Here is a 14,195-nt window from a genome sequence, read left to right as displayed (position 1 = left end):
GACATCCATTTTAAAATAAGTTAACATATAAAGGCATGACTTAGTCATGTCTTAAACGGAGTGATACTCAAGAGGCCGAAGAGGGCGCACTGCTAACGCGTTAGACGGGTAACACCGTGCGAGGGTTCAAATCCCTCTCGCTCCGCCATATGGCCCGTTGGAGAAACGGTTAACTCACATGCCTTTCACGCATGCACTCACGGGTTCGAATCCCGTACGGGTCACCATTTCGAACTTAAAACTCTATTCCTTATGGATAGAGTTTTTTCTTTCTAATATCTTTATTCTTATTATTGATATAATAGAAATATGCACTACTTAAAAAACTTGGATATTAAGAGTAAATTCATATTGATCTTAACAATTTTGTTCATAGGGTGGATGAGCATTTTTTTGATTTGGTTAAATATATATAAATATGTGTATATTTTAAAATATGCTATTGATATCATTTGGTTTATCATCCTACCACTTTTTGTCTACACAATCACTATGGCAAGTATTGTCATCTCCATATCAAAAAAAGTATTGATGCATATTGTACTTATCATTTGTATGCTCATTACAACAATTGCAGCAAGTCTACTTATATTCTTAGGTATCGTTTTTGGATTTGGATTTCAAACATTTAAAGTTCAAGATGAAGACATCATATTCATTAGAATAGATAGTTTGATGGATCATTATTATGAGGTTCATGAACTTAACGGGTTATTAACAAGAAAAATAGAAGATTTAAGTGGACATAATTTACCTTATGAAATTGAGATTTTAAGCAGTGAAGAAATAGGTAACCAAAAAGTAGTTAAAATTAAGGGATTTTCGGATGGCGACTACTCTTATTTACATTTTGAATATGTCGACGATATGTTAGAATTAGTTGATGTTACAGTAGTCAATTGATGTTTATATTTTGTTTGAATTAGATTAAAAAATAAACTTCTATCAAAATGATAGGAGTTTTTTATTTATGGAATATAATGAAGGTAAAGAGGTAATTAACTATGAAAGCTATCTTTACTGGATTAAATGGAACAGTTGCACCTTTTGCTAAAGCATACTTTGAAGAAAAGGGATATGAAGTGATTCCTTTTAAGCGTGATGAAGTATCAACTGATGACAAAGAAGCAATGCTTCATTTTATTAGGGAAGTTTCACCGAAATTAATTATACATTTTGCTATGGGTTCCAGTGATTGGGCTGCAAGTTTAGCTGAGATTGCTAAATTGTTAAAAATTAAGTTTGTTTATATCTCAACAGTATCTGTCTTTTCTAATGATAATGTAGGACCACATGATATCAGATCAATACCTGACGCAATGGATGATTATGGTATCTACAAAAGAAGATGTGAAGATGCATGTTTAGCTATCAATAAAGATTCATATATTGTTCGATTAGGATGGCAAATAGGTTATGATAAAGGCTCAAATCAAATGGTTGATTTCTTATATCGTAAAATGGAAATAGAAGGTGTCATTCATGCATCAAGTAAATGGTACCCAGCATGTTCTTTCTTAAAAGATACCGCAAGTGCGCTTTATGATATTGTTACAAACCATCAACCTGATCTTTATTTGGTTGATAGTAATGATGGTTTTAACTTCTTTGAAATAGTGACTAAACTCCAAAGACTACACCCATCACTTGTTGTTAAAGAATCAACCGATTTTAAAGCGAATCACCGCATGATAGATGAAAGAGTAAAAATTAATAAACTATCAAAAATATTATAATTTTCAAAAGAAGGGGAAAGAGAAAATGAAAATTACAGTAACTGCAATGATTGATAAACCAGTTGAGTTTGTCTATCAAACATATAATGATCCAAAACAAGTTAAGTTTTGGAATCATGCATCAGATGATTGGCATTCACCAAGTGCCAGAGCAGATTTTAAAGTAGGTGGTAGATTTAGCTACCGCATGGAAGCGAAAGATGGTACAGATGGATTCGATTTTGAAGGTACATATCGTGTAATTACTAAAGAACATATAAACTACATTATGGATGATAACAGAGAAGTGGATATTTATTTCCATGGTCATGGTCATCATACCCATCTAGATGTTATCTTTGATGCTGAAAACACTTATCCTGCGGAGTTCCAAAAAGCAGGTTGGCAAGCCATTTTGGATAATTTTAAAGCATACTGTGAATCATTAAAATAATTTTGTAATAAAAGCTTAAACTTAAGTTTCTTTATTCAGGTACTACCTTGTATAATGAGAGTAGACAAAGAATAGAGAAACTTATTTCTTTTTAATTTAAGATAAATGAATTATTTTATTAGGAAGAGATTAAGTTTTATCATGAAGAAAGAGGAGAAACATCATGGAATTAATTTTAATCATAGTCGTTATATTATTGATTGCAGGATATAGTGCCTACTTACAAATACCTACAGTTAAAGGTAGAAGATTAGAAAAGAAAATTCATAAAAATCTAAAGAAATGTGCAGAAAAGTTTGGTGGTATTGAATTACATGACTTTATGTTTGAGGATCAATACAGTTCATCTCAAATTGATAACATGTTAATTACATCAAAAGCAATTTATGTCATTGAAGCTAAAAACTACAATGGTCATATCTTTGGTTCAGAACAAAACGAAAACTGGACAATGACTGTTAAACATGAAAATGTTAAACGTGGTAGAAACGGAAGAAAGTATACAAAGACTTTAATCTCTAAACATCAATTTTATAATCCCATTAAACAAAACCAAACGCATATCAATAAAATCATTCGTAAGTTTGAACCTAATTTACCTGTATTTAATATTATTACTTTTGGTTCGCGTGCAGTTTTAAGAGATATTACTTTTGAAAATGGCAAACAAACATTTGTTATAAATTTAAACAAGTTAACTTCTCTGATTAAAGAATTAGAGAAGGTACTTGAATTTAATTTATCACTAGAAGAATTAACTGAACTTGTCGATAGTTTTTATCTTGAAAATATCACTGATAAACTTGCAAGAAAACAACATGTCCAAAAAATTAAGGAAAAATATAATAAATAGCATAAAAATATTATAAAATAATATTGTATTCACCTTTTGAAGGGATCAATCTTATGCAAATAGAAGTTAAGTCTTATAATCATGACAGATTAAAATCAATGAAAAAGAACGCGTTATTTTCTAACGCGTTTGTTATTTTAGCGATACTTGTTCTTGTTGTTACAATGTGGGATCAGTTAATCGCTGATGACTCTATCATTTATCTATGGGTTGTCATTGGTGCATTCATTTTAGTTTCTATTGGATTTCTATTCTATTATCCAAGTGTGATTCAACGTGTTGTGATTGATGAAACAGGGATACATGCATGGAATGAAAAGAAGTTAATAAAGTTATACAATTGGACGGAAATTAAATCAATTGAAATTGAAAGTATCCAACTTTCAAAATATAATCCATTAACTTTCAAAGAAATTGTTGTCAAAAACGGTAGCGAAACTAAAACTTCAAAGTTGCTTAATAGTAAACAACAACCCATCGTGATTAACTTAGAAAAAGATGAAGATGATGTGATTGAAGTAATAAAACATTATGCAGAACAAAATCAAATTGAATTTAAGCGTTAATTTATATTAAGGGGATATAAAATGGGGAGAAAAAAGGAAGATTTGACTGTTACAGATTTAATAGAAAAGTTTTACTGGTTCTTAAAAAGAAGGGTAAACTTTGATGATTTGCAAGCTACAGTATTGATTACAAGTCTAATTGTTTTACCGATTTCAATTATGTTTGGATTTTTTTACAAACAGGATGTATTTTATAGAAATATCTTTTTTGTTGCAATTGCAGTGGATTTCTTGACTGTTGTTTATACTATAATTAAAATTAAATACTTTAGGGATAAAAAAATCTCTGATATCGCAGAATTTAAAAAGAAGAAAGTTATAGAAGTAAAAACTATAGACGATATAAGAAAATTAAATTCGAACGAATTTGAAGCATTTGTTGACCAAGTGTACAAGGCAAAGGGATTCAAAACAGAATTAACACCAATTTCACATGATCATGGTGCGGATCTAATTGCAATTAAGGATAATGAAAAATATGTTATTCAAGTCAAAACAAGTATTCATTCAATAAAAAAGGATGGTATTTATTCTGCTGAGGAAGCTAGAGATTATTATCATTCTGATTACGCAGTTGTTGTCGCTAATAATGTATTTACAGATAGAGCAATTCTTACAGCACAACGCTATGATGTGAAACTTATAAATATTCATGAATTAGATAAATTTTTAAGAAAAAATCAAATTGTCACGATAAAAAGTGAAGATTATTTTAAAAAGAGGGCGTAAACTTGAACACTAAAAATTATTATCAAAACTTAACATTTTATTCATTGAGATGGATATTCTTGTTCTTTATCTTTTTAATGTATATCTTTTTTCTTGGTAACGTGACTGCAGATACAACGACATATGTGCTCTTTTCTTTACCAACATTTTATGTATTTGTTATGAATATACTTCAATATAGATATAAAGATTCGCAGCATTTATTAACATTTAAGTATTACATTTCAATTCTGCCAATTATCTTTACGTTTGTTGTCAATATTGTTCAGTATAATATCGATGTGTTTTCAAAGCCAGAATTCTTATTACCACTTGTTTTATTCGGATTAGTTACACTTGTGTATCTTTATGAACAAAAGTGGGTAGGTTTTACACCTAGTAAAGTCTTTGAAGAAAAAGAAAATAAAGATTTAAGACCAAGGAAAAAGATGCAAATTGAAACATTGATATCAATGTTATTCGTCTTAAACTTTGTTATTATGACAATCAATGCACTATTTAATATGATCATGTTTTCAGTGACTGATAATCCAATCAATGGGTATATCGTTGTTTTAATTCCGATGGCGATTGTTTGGTTACTCATGATGACACAAAGATTAACTAAGTTTAAAACATTAACGATTATTTTAAAATTTTTTACAGGAAATTTCATGCAGTTTGTATTTATAGGGCTATTAATATTTAGAGATCCTTATGTGCAATTTGGTGAAGCTTTCGTATTATCTATCGTATTACTAGGTACATTTGTTATTTCTCTATTTGAAATTGTATTTAATAAGAAGTATTTTGCATATGAGGTTAAACTAGTTACTAAAGAAGAAGTATAAAAAATAAACTAATGATTTTAGAAAAGTGGAAAAAGAAATGAAATTATTAGGTAACATTATTTGGTTTGTCTTTGGTGGTTTGTTTGCTGCCATTTGGTGGTTCTTATTAGGTATATTATTCCATATCCTAATTATCACAATTCCTTTTGGTCGTCAATGCTTTAAGTTTGCGAAACAATGGTTTAAATTAGGAAAACTTGCACTCATACCTTTTGGAGCTACTATTAAAGGTTAATAAGGAGTTTATATGAAAATTGGATTTATTGGAACTGGAATTATGGGTGCTCCGATCGCACTTCATTTAGCACGCGCAAATTATGATGTAACTGTATTCAACAGAACAATATCAAAAGCGGAAAAGTTAAAACCTGAAGTTTCAGTTTCATATACAATTAAAGAACTCGCTGAATCCTCAGATATCATCTTTAGCATTGTTGGATATCCAAAAGATGTCGATGAAGTGATCCATGAGGTGTTTAAATACGCTAAAAAAGGTACAATTATTGTCGATATGACAACATCATCTCCATCTTTAGCAGAAAACTTATATGAAAAAGGTAAAGAGTTAGGTTTTAGACTTGTTGATGCACCAGTAACAGGTGGTGATCAAGGTGCTAAATCAGGGACACTCTCTATTATGGTTGGTAGTGAAAAAGAAGTTTTTGATGAAATCGTACCACTTCTTCAAACCTTTGGTAAAACCATAACCTATATGGGTAAAGCGGGTAGTGGCCAATATACCAAACTTGCAAACCAAATTGCAATTTCTGGTGCACTTGCAGGTGTTGCAGAAAGTCTTTACTTTGCAATGGAGAAGAATTTACCTCTGGATGCTGTTCATCAAGTCTTATCGGGTGGCTCAGCATCATCTAACCAATTGATTTATAATGGTAAGAAAATGATCTTAAAAGATTATGAACCAGGATTTTTCATTAAACACTTTGTTAAAGATTTAAATCTTGCGCTTGATGAGGCAAAAGGTAGTCTACCGATTGCAACTAAAGTGCGCGATATGTTACAACAATTAATTGAAAAGGGTTTTGAAAATAAAGGAACTCAGGCATTTATTCTAAATTATCTCGATAGCCATGTAAGTTAAACACGAAGAACCGCCATTTGAGGTGTTTTTTTCTTACTTTCAGGGATGAATTCATGAAAAGTATGATACACTAATGATATAATACTTTGAGTATCAAACTAATATGAGGAGAGAGTAAATGAAGAAAATTGCTATCGCAGTTACTTCGACGTCTGGGATTGATTATATCGATGCAAAAAAAGATTGCCTCACAGCACGTTTAACTGTAACATTTGACCGTAAAGAATATGTGGATTATGAAGAAATCACAGCAGATGATTTCTATCAAATGATGCTTGCAAAACCCGATGCAGATATCCATACATCCCAAGTATCAACAGGGCAATTCGCCGAATTATATGAAAAAGTAAAAGCTAATGGGTATGAAGAACTTTTAGTGATTACACTTTCGTCTAAATTAAGTGGAACCTACCAAGGTGCAATTCTTGCAAAAGATTTAGTTCCTGGTTTAAAGGTTGAAGTTTTTGATTCAAAAAGTGTATCATATGGAGAAGCAATCTTAGTTGATCATGCGCTACGTATGGTAAAAAATGGAGCTTCACTACAAGAAATTATTAAGAAATTAGAATTTGTAAGAGACAATACAAAAATATATGTACTTGTCGATACACTTAAATATCTTGTGAAAAATGGTCGATTATCATCGACTGCGGGTTTGCTTGGTACCCTTTTAAAAATCAAACCATTATTAAAAATTATGGAAGATGGATCTTTAAAACCATTTGAAAAGATTCGTACAACAACAAAAGCGCAGCAAAGAATCTTAGAAGTCATGTTAACTGAAACAAAAGACAAAGATGTTGATTTCTTTATTGCATATACAACAAATTTAGATAAAGCAGAATACTTCAAAAAAGAGATTGAAACTGCAAGACCTGGAGCGAAGGTAACACTTTATCCACTGACACCAGTTGTCGGGGCACATGCAGGTCCTGGAACTTTAGGTATGGGGTATTCATTAAAATAGGAGGCATTTCATGGCATCATCAAAAGAAATCATCAATACCTTATTAGTCGATGTTTTCAATCAAATTTTATCAATCGAAGAACGCACACTTAAAGAACGCGGAGTCACAATTTCAATGAGTGAAGTGCATGTTTTAGAAGCAATTAAAAACACAGAAGTTCCAACAATGGGTGAGGTTGCTAAAAAACTTCGTATCACATTAGGTACTTTAACGACTGCTATTAACATTCTTGCACGTAAAAAATATGTTTATAGATATACGGATGAATCAGATAGAAGAAAGGTATATTTAAAACTTACAGATCTTGCACTGAATGTATTAAAAATACATGATGAGTTTCATGATGAAATGATTAATTCAGTCTTTAAGGATTTAGAAATTGATAAAGATGAAGTCTTAATGAAATCCCTTGAGAATATCATGGTATATTTCAAACAAAGATATTAATTCGTTTTAAAGTATAAATTAAATCGGGAGAGAGTTTTAGCATTTTTTTGTGCAACTCTCTTTTTTTATGCGATTTTTGAAGTGAGGTTAAAAGATGTTACAAACAAATTACATTAAAGGATTTTTAAAAAGTATTCAAAACAGTCATGAATATATATTAAATGACAAGATTCATTTGGAAAAATTCATGCTAGACATCATAGAACAAGAGATAAATCATATTAAAAGACGCTATGAACTTGGTTTTTTTCATGCAACAAGTTTAAAGGAGCTTTATACGTGTAATATCTTACTTGAAAGCTTTAAAACATCATTTTTAATGTATTTTGAGGAAGGTATAACTTTAAATCGATACCTAGATATATTAAGAAAAAAGAGCCTTTTTTTATATCAAAATGAGACAATTTACCGACCATTTTTAGATCGAATTTTAAGTAAATTTGAGGCAAAAATGCTCACTTTTAAACTCGATTTTAAGGGAAATGTATTGGTGAAAATAGAAGAACCAAACCTCTATATTATCCTTGAAATTAAAGACAAAATTAATGGTATTGTTTTTGAAGAATTCCCTAAAAATAGACTTTTGTATCAACAAATTTTTAGCCTAGTTCCTTTTGTTATTACGAAAGAACAGCTTGAATTCAACAGATTTTACATCCTTAATTTAGCAACTAACGAGTGTGTTAAAGATCTTAAAAATGAATTAAAATATGCGGGTTCAACCATTCAAAGTCTTACGCAATTAGGTGTTGAAGTTTTTGATTTGGAAGTACTTAGTCTGATGCAAAATAGCAAGTTAGATTTTATTTTCGTTGAACCCGAGAAAGCTTATTTAAAAAATGATGGGTTGCTTGATTATGTTGAACGTATCCAGTTTTATAAAAGTTTATATAGAATATATAAAGATTCTGAAATTTTAATTACATTACCGAGGCTAGATATTTTAATCTATTATCATAGACTAGATGATGATTTTATCGTTGATCAGGAAACGTTATCTAGATTTTATACGATGTATATAGAGGAATTACGTGCAATCTTTAGTCACCCACATAATCATTTAAAGATAACAATTCCACACAGTGCCTCAGAATACCACTTCGAAAAACTTAGACAAATTATTATGACAATTATTAAAGAAAACTATCAAACGGAAGTTCCAATTGGGTTTAATATTGAACACGATTTAGGATATGAGAACTTAGAATTATTCAAACATTCAGATTTTACAATCATTGACACAGAAAGACTTTATGGCGAAATTGTCGATGAAAAAACGAAAGAAGATACATTTTTAACAGAATTGATGGAAGTCAAAGAGAAGACTGAAATCAAACATGTTGAAATGTACCTTACAGGTACAACTATCCAAGAAAAGAAATATTATAGTAAAATTTTAGAACTGGGATTTAAATACATTGTGGTAAATTTTAGATTATTCGAATACTATAGTGTTGATATTCAAAACGATCTAGAGATAATTCAGAATTTTGATGTAAATTAAGCATATTTTCTTAAAAATAATATTTTTAAAAGATTTTTGTAAAAAAGGGGTTGCATCTAAAAACCTTTTTTTATATAATAAGAAGGCTTGCGTACATACAAGTAAAGCGTTGATCTGGGAGGTTATTGGTACACCGATAGCCGTTGTCGATGTAACAAATTTTTCCAGGGAGTAAAGTCTATGCAAGATTATAGGCGAAAGGAGAACAAAAATGGCAAAAGAAATTATCAAAATCAGTTTAAAGGCATATGATCACAGATTAATCGATCAAGCTGCTAAGAAGATTGTTGAAAGTGTTGAAAAGACAGGTGCTACTGTACAAGGTCCAATTCCACTTCCAACTAAGAAAGAAGTCTTCACAATCTTACGAAGCCCTCACGTAAACAAAGATTCACGTGAGCAATTCGAAAGAAGAACGCACAAGAGATTAATTCAAATCTTAGATCCAAACTCTAAGACAATTGATGCTTTAATGAGAATTGATTTACCATCAGGTATTGACATCGTCCTTAAGAAATAATTGATGTTATAAAAGGTCAAAATTAAAAAGAAAGAGGAAAGACAATGGCCAAAGGAATCTTAGGTAAGAAAATTGGAATGACACAAATTTTCGATGAAAAGGGTGTTTTAATTCCAGTCACAGTTGTTGAAGTCGGCGATAACGTAGTCTTACAACAAAAAACTGTCGAAACAGACGGTTATGTTGCGACTCAAATCGGTTACGAATCAAAACGTGAAAAATTAAGTAACAAGCCTGAATTAGGGCACGTGAAAAAAGCTAATACAGCACCTAAGCGCTTCATTAAAGAAATCAGATTTGAAGTGCTTAAAAACGAATTAGCAGAATTAGAAGTAGGAAGCACAGTAAAAGCTGATATTTTCCAAGCTGGAGAAGACATCGACGTAACTGGTACTTCAAAAGGTAAAGGTTATGCAGGTGCTATCAAACGCCACAACCAGTCAAGAGGACCAATGACTCACGGATCTATGTATCACAGAGCTCCGGGTTCTATGGGTGCTATTAAAGGTAATATGAAAGGTAAAAACTTACCTGGTCATATGGGCGCTGAAACAGTCACAGTACAAAATCTAAAAATCGCTGCTGTTGATGTTGAAAATGATTTACTATTAATTGCTGGTGCAATCCCAGGACCTAAAAAAGGTTATGTAATCGTTAAGACAAGCGTAAAGAAAGGTAACTAAGGGTAATTACTATGCCAAAACTAAATGTATATAATCAGTTAGGTGAACAAGTATCTGAAGTTGCTTTAAACGATGCAATCTTCGGTATTACACCAAACCAACAAGTTATTTATGACGTTGTCAACGCACAACTTGCTGCGATGAGACAAGGTACTTCAAAAACTAAAACTCGTGCTGAAGTATCAGGTGGTGGTAAAAAACCATGGCGTCAAAAAGGAACTGGTCGTGCAAGACAAGGTTCTATCCGTTCTCCACAATGGAAGGGCGGCGGTATCGTATTCGGACCAACTCCTAGAAGTTATGCAGTGAAAGTTAACCAAAAAGTTAAACAATTAGCTTTAAGAAGTGCACTTTCATACCATGTTCTTGAAAATCAATTAACAGTTGTTGATTCATTATCATTAGAACAACCAAAAACAAAATTATTCGTTGAAGTTTTAAACAACTTAAAGCTTGAAGGAAAAACATTAGTGTTAGTTGGAGAAGCTGATCGCAACTTAATGTTAGCAGCATCAAACTTACCTACTACATTATTAAAAGAAGTTTCACAAGCATCAGTATACGAAATCTTAAAGTTCAAAAATGTCGTATTAACTTCTGATGCAGTTAAATACTATGAGGAGGTATTAGGATAATGGCTAAGACAGTTGATGTTAAATACTACGAATTATTACGCGAGCCTATTATTACTGAAAACTCAATGAAGTTAGTAGAAACTGCAAACCGCTACACATTCAAAGTACCTAAGACTGCAAACAAAATTGAAATCAAAAAAGCAGTTGAAGCAGTATTTGAAGTAGAAGTAATCAAGGTTCATACAATTAATGTATCTAAGAAAGCCAAAAAGGTTGGTAGATACGCAGGCTTTAAAGCTGGCTACAAGAAAGCAATCGTACAGCTTAAAGACGGACAAAAGATACCAGCATTCGCTGTGTAACTTGTAAGTGAAAGATATAGGAGACTTAACTTATGGCAGTTAAAATTTATAAGAGAACGACAAACGGTCGTCGTAATATGAGCGTTCTTACATTTGACGAAATTACAACATCTACTCCTGAAAAGTCACTACTTGCGCCAGTTATTAAAACCGGTGGTCGTAACAACCAAGGTAAATTAACAGTACGTCACATTGGTGGCGGAGCAAAACGCAAATACCGCGTTATTGACTTTAAGCGTGATAAAGATGGGATTGTTGGTAAAGTTGCAACAATCGAGTATGATCCAAATAGAACAGCAAATATCGCATTAATTAATTATAAAGATGGTGAAAAGAGATATATCTTAGCACCTAAAGGTCTTACAGTTGGTACTGAAATTGTTTCAGGTCCAAATGCAGACATCAAAGTTGGTAACGCATTACCAATCGTAAACATTCCAGTTGGTACAGTTGTACACAACGTAGAATTAAACCCAGGACGTGGTGGTCAATTAGCAAGATCAGCAGGTACTTCAGTTCAAATCTTAGGCCGCGAAGACAAATACGTCTTAGTTCGCTTACAATCTGGTGAAGTACGTAAAGTTTTAGGTGCTTGCCGCGCAACAGTTGGTGAAGTCGGAAACGAATCTCACGAATTAGTACGTGTAGGTAAAGCAGGTAGAACTCGTCATATGGGTATCCGTCCTACTGTTCGTGGTTCTGTAATGAACCCAGTAGATCACCCACATGGTGGTGGTGAAGGTAAACAACCAGTAGGTAGAAAACAACCAATGACTCCATGGGGCAAGAAAGCTCGTGGTATCAAGACTCGTGATAGCAAGAAAGCGTCTAACGGCTTAATCGTAAGACGTAGAAATGGATAAGGAGGGAAATCATGGCACGTTCACTTAAAAAAGGACCTTTCGTAGATCAACATTTATTAGATAAGGTTTTAAAACAAGCTAAAGCAAACGACAAAAAAGTAATTCAAACTTGGAGCAGACGTTCAACAATCTTCCCTGAGTTTATCGGTTTCACAATTGCTGTCTATAACGGACGCGAACACGTTCCTGTCTATATCACTGAAGATATGGTTGGACACAAACTCGGAGAATTTGCACCAACTCGCACATTCTACGGACACAAAAAAGATGATAAGAAAGTAAGCAAGAGATAGGAGAGAAAATCATGGAAGCTAAAGCTATTGCAAGAACTGTGAGAATCGCTCCTAGAAAAGCGAGACTCGTTATCGACTTAATTCGTGGTAAAAATATTAAAGAAGCACGCGCTATCTTAATGTTCACACCTAAAGCTGCATCTCCAATCATTACTAAAGTTTTAAACTCAGCGATTGCGAATGCAACTCACAATTTATCAATGAATGAAGAAAAATTATTCGTTAAAGAAGTTTGGGTTAACGAATCAATGACAATGAAGAGAATGTTACCTCGTGCTAAAGGCACTGGTAACTTAATTAAGAAAAGAACATCACACATCACTGTGGTTGTTGCAGAGAAGGAGTAATAACGCATGGGACAAAAAACCAATCCAAATGGCTTACGTTTAGGTATCATCCGCACTTGGGAATCTAAGTGGTATGCATCTAAAAACGATGTGCCAGCATTAGTAAAAGAAGATGCGTTAATTCGTGAGTTCCTATCTGACAGCTTCAAAAAAGCTGGTGTTGCTCAAATTGAAATTGAACGCGTTAAAGTTAAAAACAAAGAACGTATTACAATCAAATTACATGTTGCTAAACCTGGTATTGCATTAGGTAAAGAAGCAGCAGATAAAAACAAGGCAGTTGATACTTTACAATATTTAACTAAGAAAGAAATCGTGTTAAACATTGTTGAAGTTAGACGCCCTGAAAAAGTAGCAGTTTTAGTTGCTCAGTCAATTGCTGATCAATTAGAACAACGTGCATCATTCCGTCGTGCACAAAAATTTGCTATTTCACGTGCACTTAAATCTGGCGCTAAAGGTATTAGAACTCTAGTATCTGGTCGTCTAGGTGGCGCTGAAATCGCACGTAGTGAAGGTTATTCAGAAGGTCGCGTGCCTCTGCATACCTTAAGAGCTGACGTTGATTATGCTACAGCAGAAGCTAAGACTACTTATGGTATCTTAGGTATTAAAGTTTGGATTTATCATGGTGAAGTTTTACCAGGACAAACAATTTTAGATACAAGAAAACCGTTTGAAGCTGATCAACCAAGAAGAGATAGACGTCCAAATAATAATAATAAAAACGACAGACGTCCTAAACAAAACGAACGAATGGAGGACTAATCATTATGTTAATGCCAAAAAGAACGAAATATCGTCGTCCTCATCGCGTTTCCTATGAAGGAAAAGCAAAAGGTAAAAACGTTATTACAAACGGTGAATTTGCCTTAGTTGCAAAAGAGGGGGCGTGGGTAACAAACCGCCAAATCGAAGCTGCTCGTATCGCGATGACTCGTGAAATGAAACGTCTCGGTAAGGTTTGGATCAATATCTTCCCACACCTTGCTAAAACAAAGAAACCACTTGAAGTGCGTATGGGTTCCGGTAAAGGTGCTCCAGACTCATGGGTTGCAGTAGTAAAAGAAGGAAAAATTATGTTTGAAATCGCTGGTGTGAGTGAAACTATCGCAAGAGAAGCTTTACGTTTAGCTTCACACAAGTTACCGATTAAAACTAAGATTGTTAAGAGAGGTGAGGAAGCGTGAAATTAGCTGACATCAGAAAAGCAAAAACTGCAGACTTAGAAAAGAAAATTGCTGACTTAAAAGCTGAACTTTTCAACTTACGTTTCCAACACGCTGTTGGACAATTAGAAAACACTGCACAATTAAGAACAATTAAAAAGACCATCGCTCAAATGAAGACTGTCATTTCTGAGCGCGGCGAAGAATAAGAGAGGATA

The 14,195-nt window shown here is 32.8% G+C and carries 21 protein-coding genes, 2 tRNA genes and 1 pseudogene; all 24 read left to right on the top strand.

Going from position 1 to position 14,195, the window contains the following annotated elements; translation table 11 throughout:
• Positions 1–57 precede the first annotated feature (57 nt).
• The 24 genes and pseudogenes from JV173_RS05505 (at position 58) to rpmC (ending at position 14,186) form a co-directional block, all read left to right on the top strand.
• Positions 58–148, top strand: a tRNA-Ser gene (locus JV173_RS05505).
• A 3-nt stretch (positions 149–151) separates the two neighbouring features.
• Positions 152–227, top strand: a tRNA-Glu gene (locus JV173_RS05500).
• A gap of 193 nt (positions 228–420) precedes the next feature.
• Positions 421–903: a hypothetical protein gene (locus JV173_RS05495; protein WP_205735291.1), complete on the top strand. Its 483-nt coding sequence runs from the start codon at positions 421–423 to the stop codon at positions 901–903.
• A 101-nt stretch (positions 904–1,004) separates the two neighbouring features.
• Positions 1,005–1,736: a sugar nucleotide-binding protein gene (locus JV173_RS05490; RefSeq protein ID WP_205735290.1), complete on the top strand. Its 732-nt coding sequence runs from the start codon at positions 1,005–1,007 to the stop codon at positions 1,734–1,736.
• 25 nt (positions 1,737–1,761) lie between these two features.
• Positions 1,762–2,169 (top strand): SRPBCC domain-containing protein, encoded by a 408-nt coding sequence (locus JV173_RS05485; protein ID WP_205735289.1) that lies wholly within the window; start codon positions 1,762–1,764, stop codon positions 2,167–2,169.
• A 163-nt stretch (positions 2,170–2,332) separates the two neighbouring features.
• Positions 2,333–3,022, top strand: a complete 690-nt coding sequence (locus JV173_RS05480; protein ID WP_205735288.1) for a nuclease-related domain-containing protein — start codon at positions 2,333–2,335, stop codon at positions 3,020–3,022.
• Positions 3,023–3,075: 53 nt separating this feature from the next.
• Positions 3,076–3,588, top strand: coding sequence for a hypothetical protein (locus JV173_RS05475; protein ID WP_205735287.1), 513 nt, complete (start codon positions 3,076–3,078; stop codon positions 3,586–3,588).
• A gap of 21 nt (positions 3,589–3,609) precedes the next feature.
• Positions 3,610–4,317 carry a restriction endonuclease gene (locus tag JV173_RS05470; RefSeq protein WP_205735286.1) on the top strand — a complete coding sequence of 236 codons (708 nt, stop codon included), beginning with the start codon at positions 3,610–3,612 and terminating at the stop codon, positions 4,315–4,317.
• Positions 4,318–4,394: 77 nt separating this feature from the next.
• On the top strand, positions 4,395–5,147 hold the full coding sequence (locus JV173_RS05465; RefSeq protein WP_205735285.1) for a hypothetical protein: 753 nt from the start codon (positions 4,395–4,397) through the stop codon (positions 5,145–5,147).
• Between the two features lie 37 nt (positions 5,148–5,184).
• Positions 5,185–5,373 (top strand): annotated as a pseudogene (locus JV173_RS05460) (YccF domain-containing protein); the annotation flags it as partial.
• A 21-nt stretch (positions 5,374–5,394) separates the two neighbouring features.
• Positions 5,395–6,246 carry an NAD(P)-dependent oxidoreductase gene (locus JV173_RS05455; RefSeq protein WP_205735283.1) on the top strand — a complete coding sequence of 284 codons (852 nt, stop codon included), beginning with the start codon at positions 5,395–5,397 and terminating at the stop codon, positions 6,244–6,246.
• A gap of 118 nt (positions 6,247–6,364) precedes the next feature.
• On the top strand, positions 6,365–7,213 hold the full coding sequence (locus JV173_RS05450) for a DegV family protein (RefSeq protein WP_205735282.1): 849 nt from the start codon (positions 6,365–6,367) through the stop codon (positions 7,211–7,213).
• 10 nt (positions 7,214–7,223) lie between these two features.
• Positions 7,224–7,661: a MarR family winged helix-turn-helix transcriptional regulator gene (locus JV173_RS05445; protein ID WP_205735281.1), complete on the top strand. Its 438-nt coding sequence runs from the start codon at positions 7,224–7,226 to the stop codon at positions 7,659–7,661.
• A 94-nt stretch (positions 7,662–7,755) separates the two neighbouring features.
• Entirely contained in the window at positions 7,756–9,165 is a 1,410-nt protein-coding gene (locus JV173_RS05440) for a hypothetical protein (protein WP_205735280.1), read from the top strand.
• Between the two features lie 211 nt (positions 9,166–9,376).
• Positions 9,377–9,685: a 30S ribosomal protein S10 gene (gene rpsJ / locus JV173_RS05435; protein WP_205735279.1), complete on the top strand. Its 309-nt coding sequence runs from the start codon at positions 9,377–9,379 to the stop codon at positions 9,683–9,685.
• A 44-nt stretch (positions 9,686–9,729) separates the two neighbouring features.
• A complete protein-coding gene (rplC, locus tag JV173_RS05430) occupies positions 9,730–10,368 on the top strand; it encodes a 50S ribosomal protein L3 (RefSeq protein WP_205735278.1) in 639 nt (212 codons plus the stop codon).
• An 11-nt stretch (positions 10,369–10,379) separates the two neighbouring features.
• Entirely contained in the window at positions 10,380–11,003 is a 624-nt protein-coding gene (gene rplD / locus JV173_RS05425; RefSeq protein ID WP_205735277.1) for a 50S ribosomal protein L4, read from the top strand.
• On the top strand, positions 11,003–11,305 hold the full coding sequence (gene rplW, locus JV173_RS05420; protein ID WP_205735276.1) for a 50S ribosomal protein L23: 303 nt from the start codon (positions 11,003–11,005) through the stop codon (positions 11,303–11,305). The genes rplD and rplW overlap by 1 nt, the downstream gene beginning before the upstream one ends.
• A gap of 32 nt (positions 11,306–11,337) precedes the next feature.
• Positions 11,338–12,168 carry a 50S ribosomal protein L2 gene (rplB, locus tag JV173_RS05415; protein ID WP_205735275.1) on the top strand — a complete coding sequence of 277 codons (831 nt, stop codon included), beginning with the start codon at positions 11,338–11,340 and terminating at the stop codon, positions 12,166–12,168.
• An 11-nt stretch (positions 12,169–12,179) separates the two neighbouring features.
• A complete protein-coding gene (gene rpsS, locus JV173_RS05410) occupies positions 12,180–12,461 on the top strand; it encodes a 30S ribosomal protein S19 (RefSeq protein ID WP_205735274.1) in 282 nt (93 codons plus the stop codon).
• Between the two features lie 11 nt (positions 12,462–12,472).
• A complete protein-coding gene (gene rplV / locus JV173_RS05405; protein WP_205735273.1) occupies positions 12,473–12,808 on the top strand; it encodes a 50S ribosomal protein L22 in 336 nt (111 codons plus the stop codon).
• 6 nt (positions 12,809–12,814) lie between these two features.
• Positions 12,815–13,576: a 30S ribosomal protein S3 gene (gene rpsC, locus JV173_RS05400; protein WP_205735272.1), complete on the top strand. Its 762-nt coding sequence runs from the start codon at positions 12,815–12,817 to the stop codon at positions 13,574–13,576.
• A gap of 5 nt (positions 13,577–13,581) precedes the next feature.
• Positions 13,582–13,998: a 50S ribosomal protein L16 gene (gene rplP / locus JV173_RS05395; protein ID WP_205735271.1), complete on the top strand. Its 417-nt coding sequence runs from the start codon at positions 13,582–13,584 to the stop codon at positions 13,996–13,998.
• Complete coding sequence (rpmC, locus tag JV173_RS05390; protein ID WP_205735270.1) at positions 13,995–14,186, top strand: 50S ribosomal protein L29; 192 nt, start codon at positions 13,995–13,997, stop codon at positions 14,184–14,186. The genes rplP and rpmC overlap by 4 nt, the downstream gene beginning before the upstream one ends.
• The last annotated feature ends 9 nt before the right edge of the window (positions 14,187–14,195 follow it).

The sequence above is a fragment of the Acholeplasma equirhinis genome (assembly GCF_017052655.1).
In the GTDB taxonomy this organism is placed as follows: domain Bacteria; phylum Bacillota_I; class Bacilli_A; order Acholeplasmatales; family Acholeplasmataceae; genus Acholeplasma; species Acholeplasma equirhinis.
The sequence above is the reverse complement of the archived record's forward strand: the minus strand, read 5'-3'. Positions and strand labels throughout refer to the sequence as shown.

Excerpts from the sequence above, each read along its gene's own strand:
- JV173_RS05490 (WP_205735290.1), top strand. The coding sequence starts at position 1,005 with ATGAAAGCTATCTTTACTGGATTAAATGGAACAGTTGCACCTTTTGCT.
- JV173_RS05485 (WP_205735289.1), top strand. The coding sequence starts at position 1,762 with ATGAAAATTACAGTAACTGCAATGATTGATAAACCAGTTGAGTTTGTC.
- JV173_RS05480 (WP_205735288.1), top strand. The coding sequence starts at position 2,333 with ATGGAATTAATTTTAATCATAGTCGTTATATTATTGATTGCAGGATAT.
- JV173_RS05475 (WP_205735287.1), top strand. The coding sequence starts at position 3,076 with ATGCAAATAGAAGTTAAGTCTTATAATCATGACAGATTAAAATCAATG.
- JV173_RS05470 (WP_205735286.1), top strand. The coding sequence starts at position 3,610 with ATGGGGAGAAAAAAGGAAGATTTGACTGTTACAGATTTAATAGAAAAG.
- JV173_RS05465 (WP_205735285.1), top strand. The coding sequence starts at position 4,395 with ATGTATATCTTTTTTCTTGGTAACGTGACTGCAGATACAACGACATAT.
- JV173_RS05455 (WP_205735283.1), top strand. The coding sequence starts at position 5,395 with ATGAAAATTGGATTTATTGGAACTGGAATTATGGGTGCTCCGATCGCA.
- JV173_RS05450 (WP_205735282.1), top strand. The coding sequence starts at position 6,365 with ATGAAGAAAATTGCTATCGCAGTTACTTCGACGTCTGGGATTGATTAT.
- JV173_RS05445 (WP_205735281.1), top strand. The coding sequence starts at position 7,224 with ATGGCATCATCAAAAGAAATCATCAATACCTTATTAGTCGATGTTTTC.
- JV173_RS05440 (WP_205735280.1), top strand. The coding sequence starts at position 7,756 with ATGTTACAAACAAATTACATTAAAGGATTTTTAAAAAGTATTCAAAAC.
- rpsJ (WP_205735279.1), top strand. The coding sequence starts at position 9,377 with ATGGCAAAAGAAATTATCAAAATCAGTTTAAAGGCATATGATCACAGA.
- rplC (WP_205735278.1), top strand. The coding sequence starts at position 9,730 with ATGGCCAAAGGAATCTTAGGTAAGAAAATTGGAATGACACAAATTTTC.
- rplD (WP_205735277.1), top strand. The coding sequence starts at position 10,380 with ATGCCAAAACTAAATGTATATAATCAGTTAGGTGAACAAGTATCTGAA.
- rplW (WP_205735276.1), top strand. The coding sequence starts at position 11,003 with ATGGCTAAGACAGTTGATGTTAAATACTACGAATTATTACGCGAGCCT.
- rplB (WP_205735275.1), top strand. The coding sequence starts at position 11,338 with ATGGCAGTTAAAATTTATAAGAGAACGACAAACGGTCGTCGTAATATG.
- rpsS (WP_205735274.1), top strand. The coding sequence starts at position 12,180 with ATGGCACGTTCACTTAAAAAAGGACCTTTCGTAGATCAACATTTATTA.
- rplV (WP_205735273.1), top strand. The coding sequence starts at position 12,473 with ATGGAAGCTAAAGCTATTGCAAGAACTGTGAGAATCGCTCCTAGAAAA.
- rpsC (WP_205735272.1), top strand. The coding sequence starts at position 12,815 with ATGGGACAAAAAACCAATCCAAATGGCTTACGTTTAGGTATCATCCGC.
- rplP (WP_205735271.1), top strand. The coding sequence starts at position 13,582 with ATGTTAATGCCAAAAAGAACGAAATATCGTCGTCCTCATCGCGTTTCC.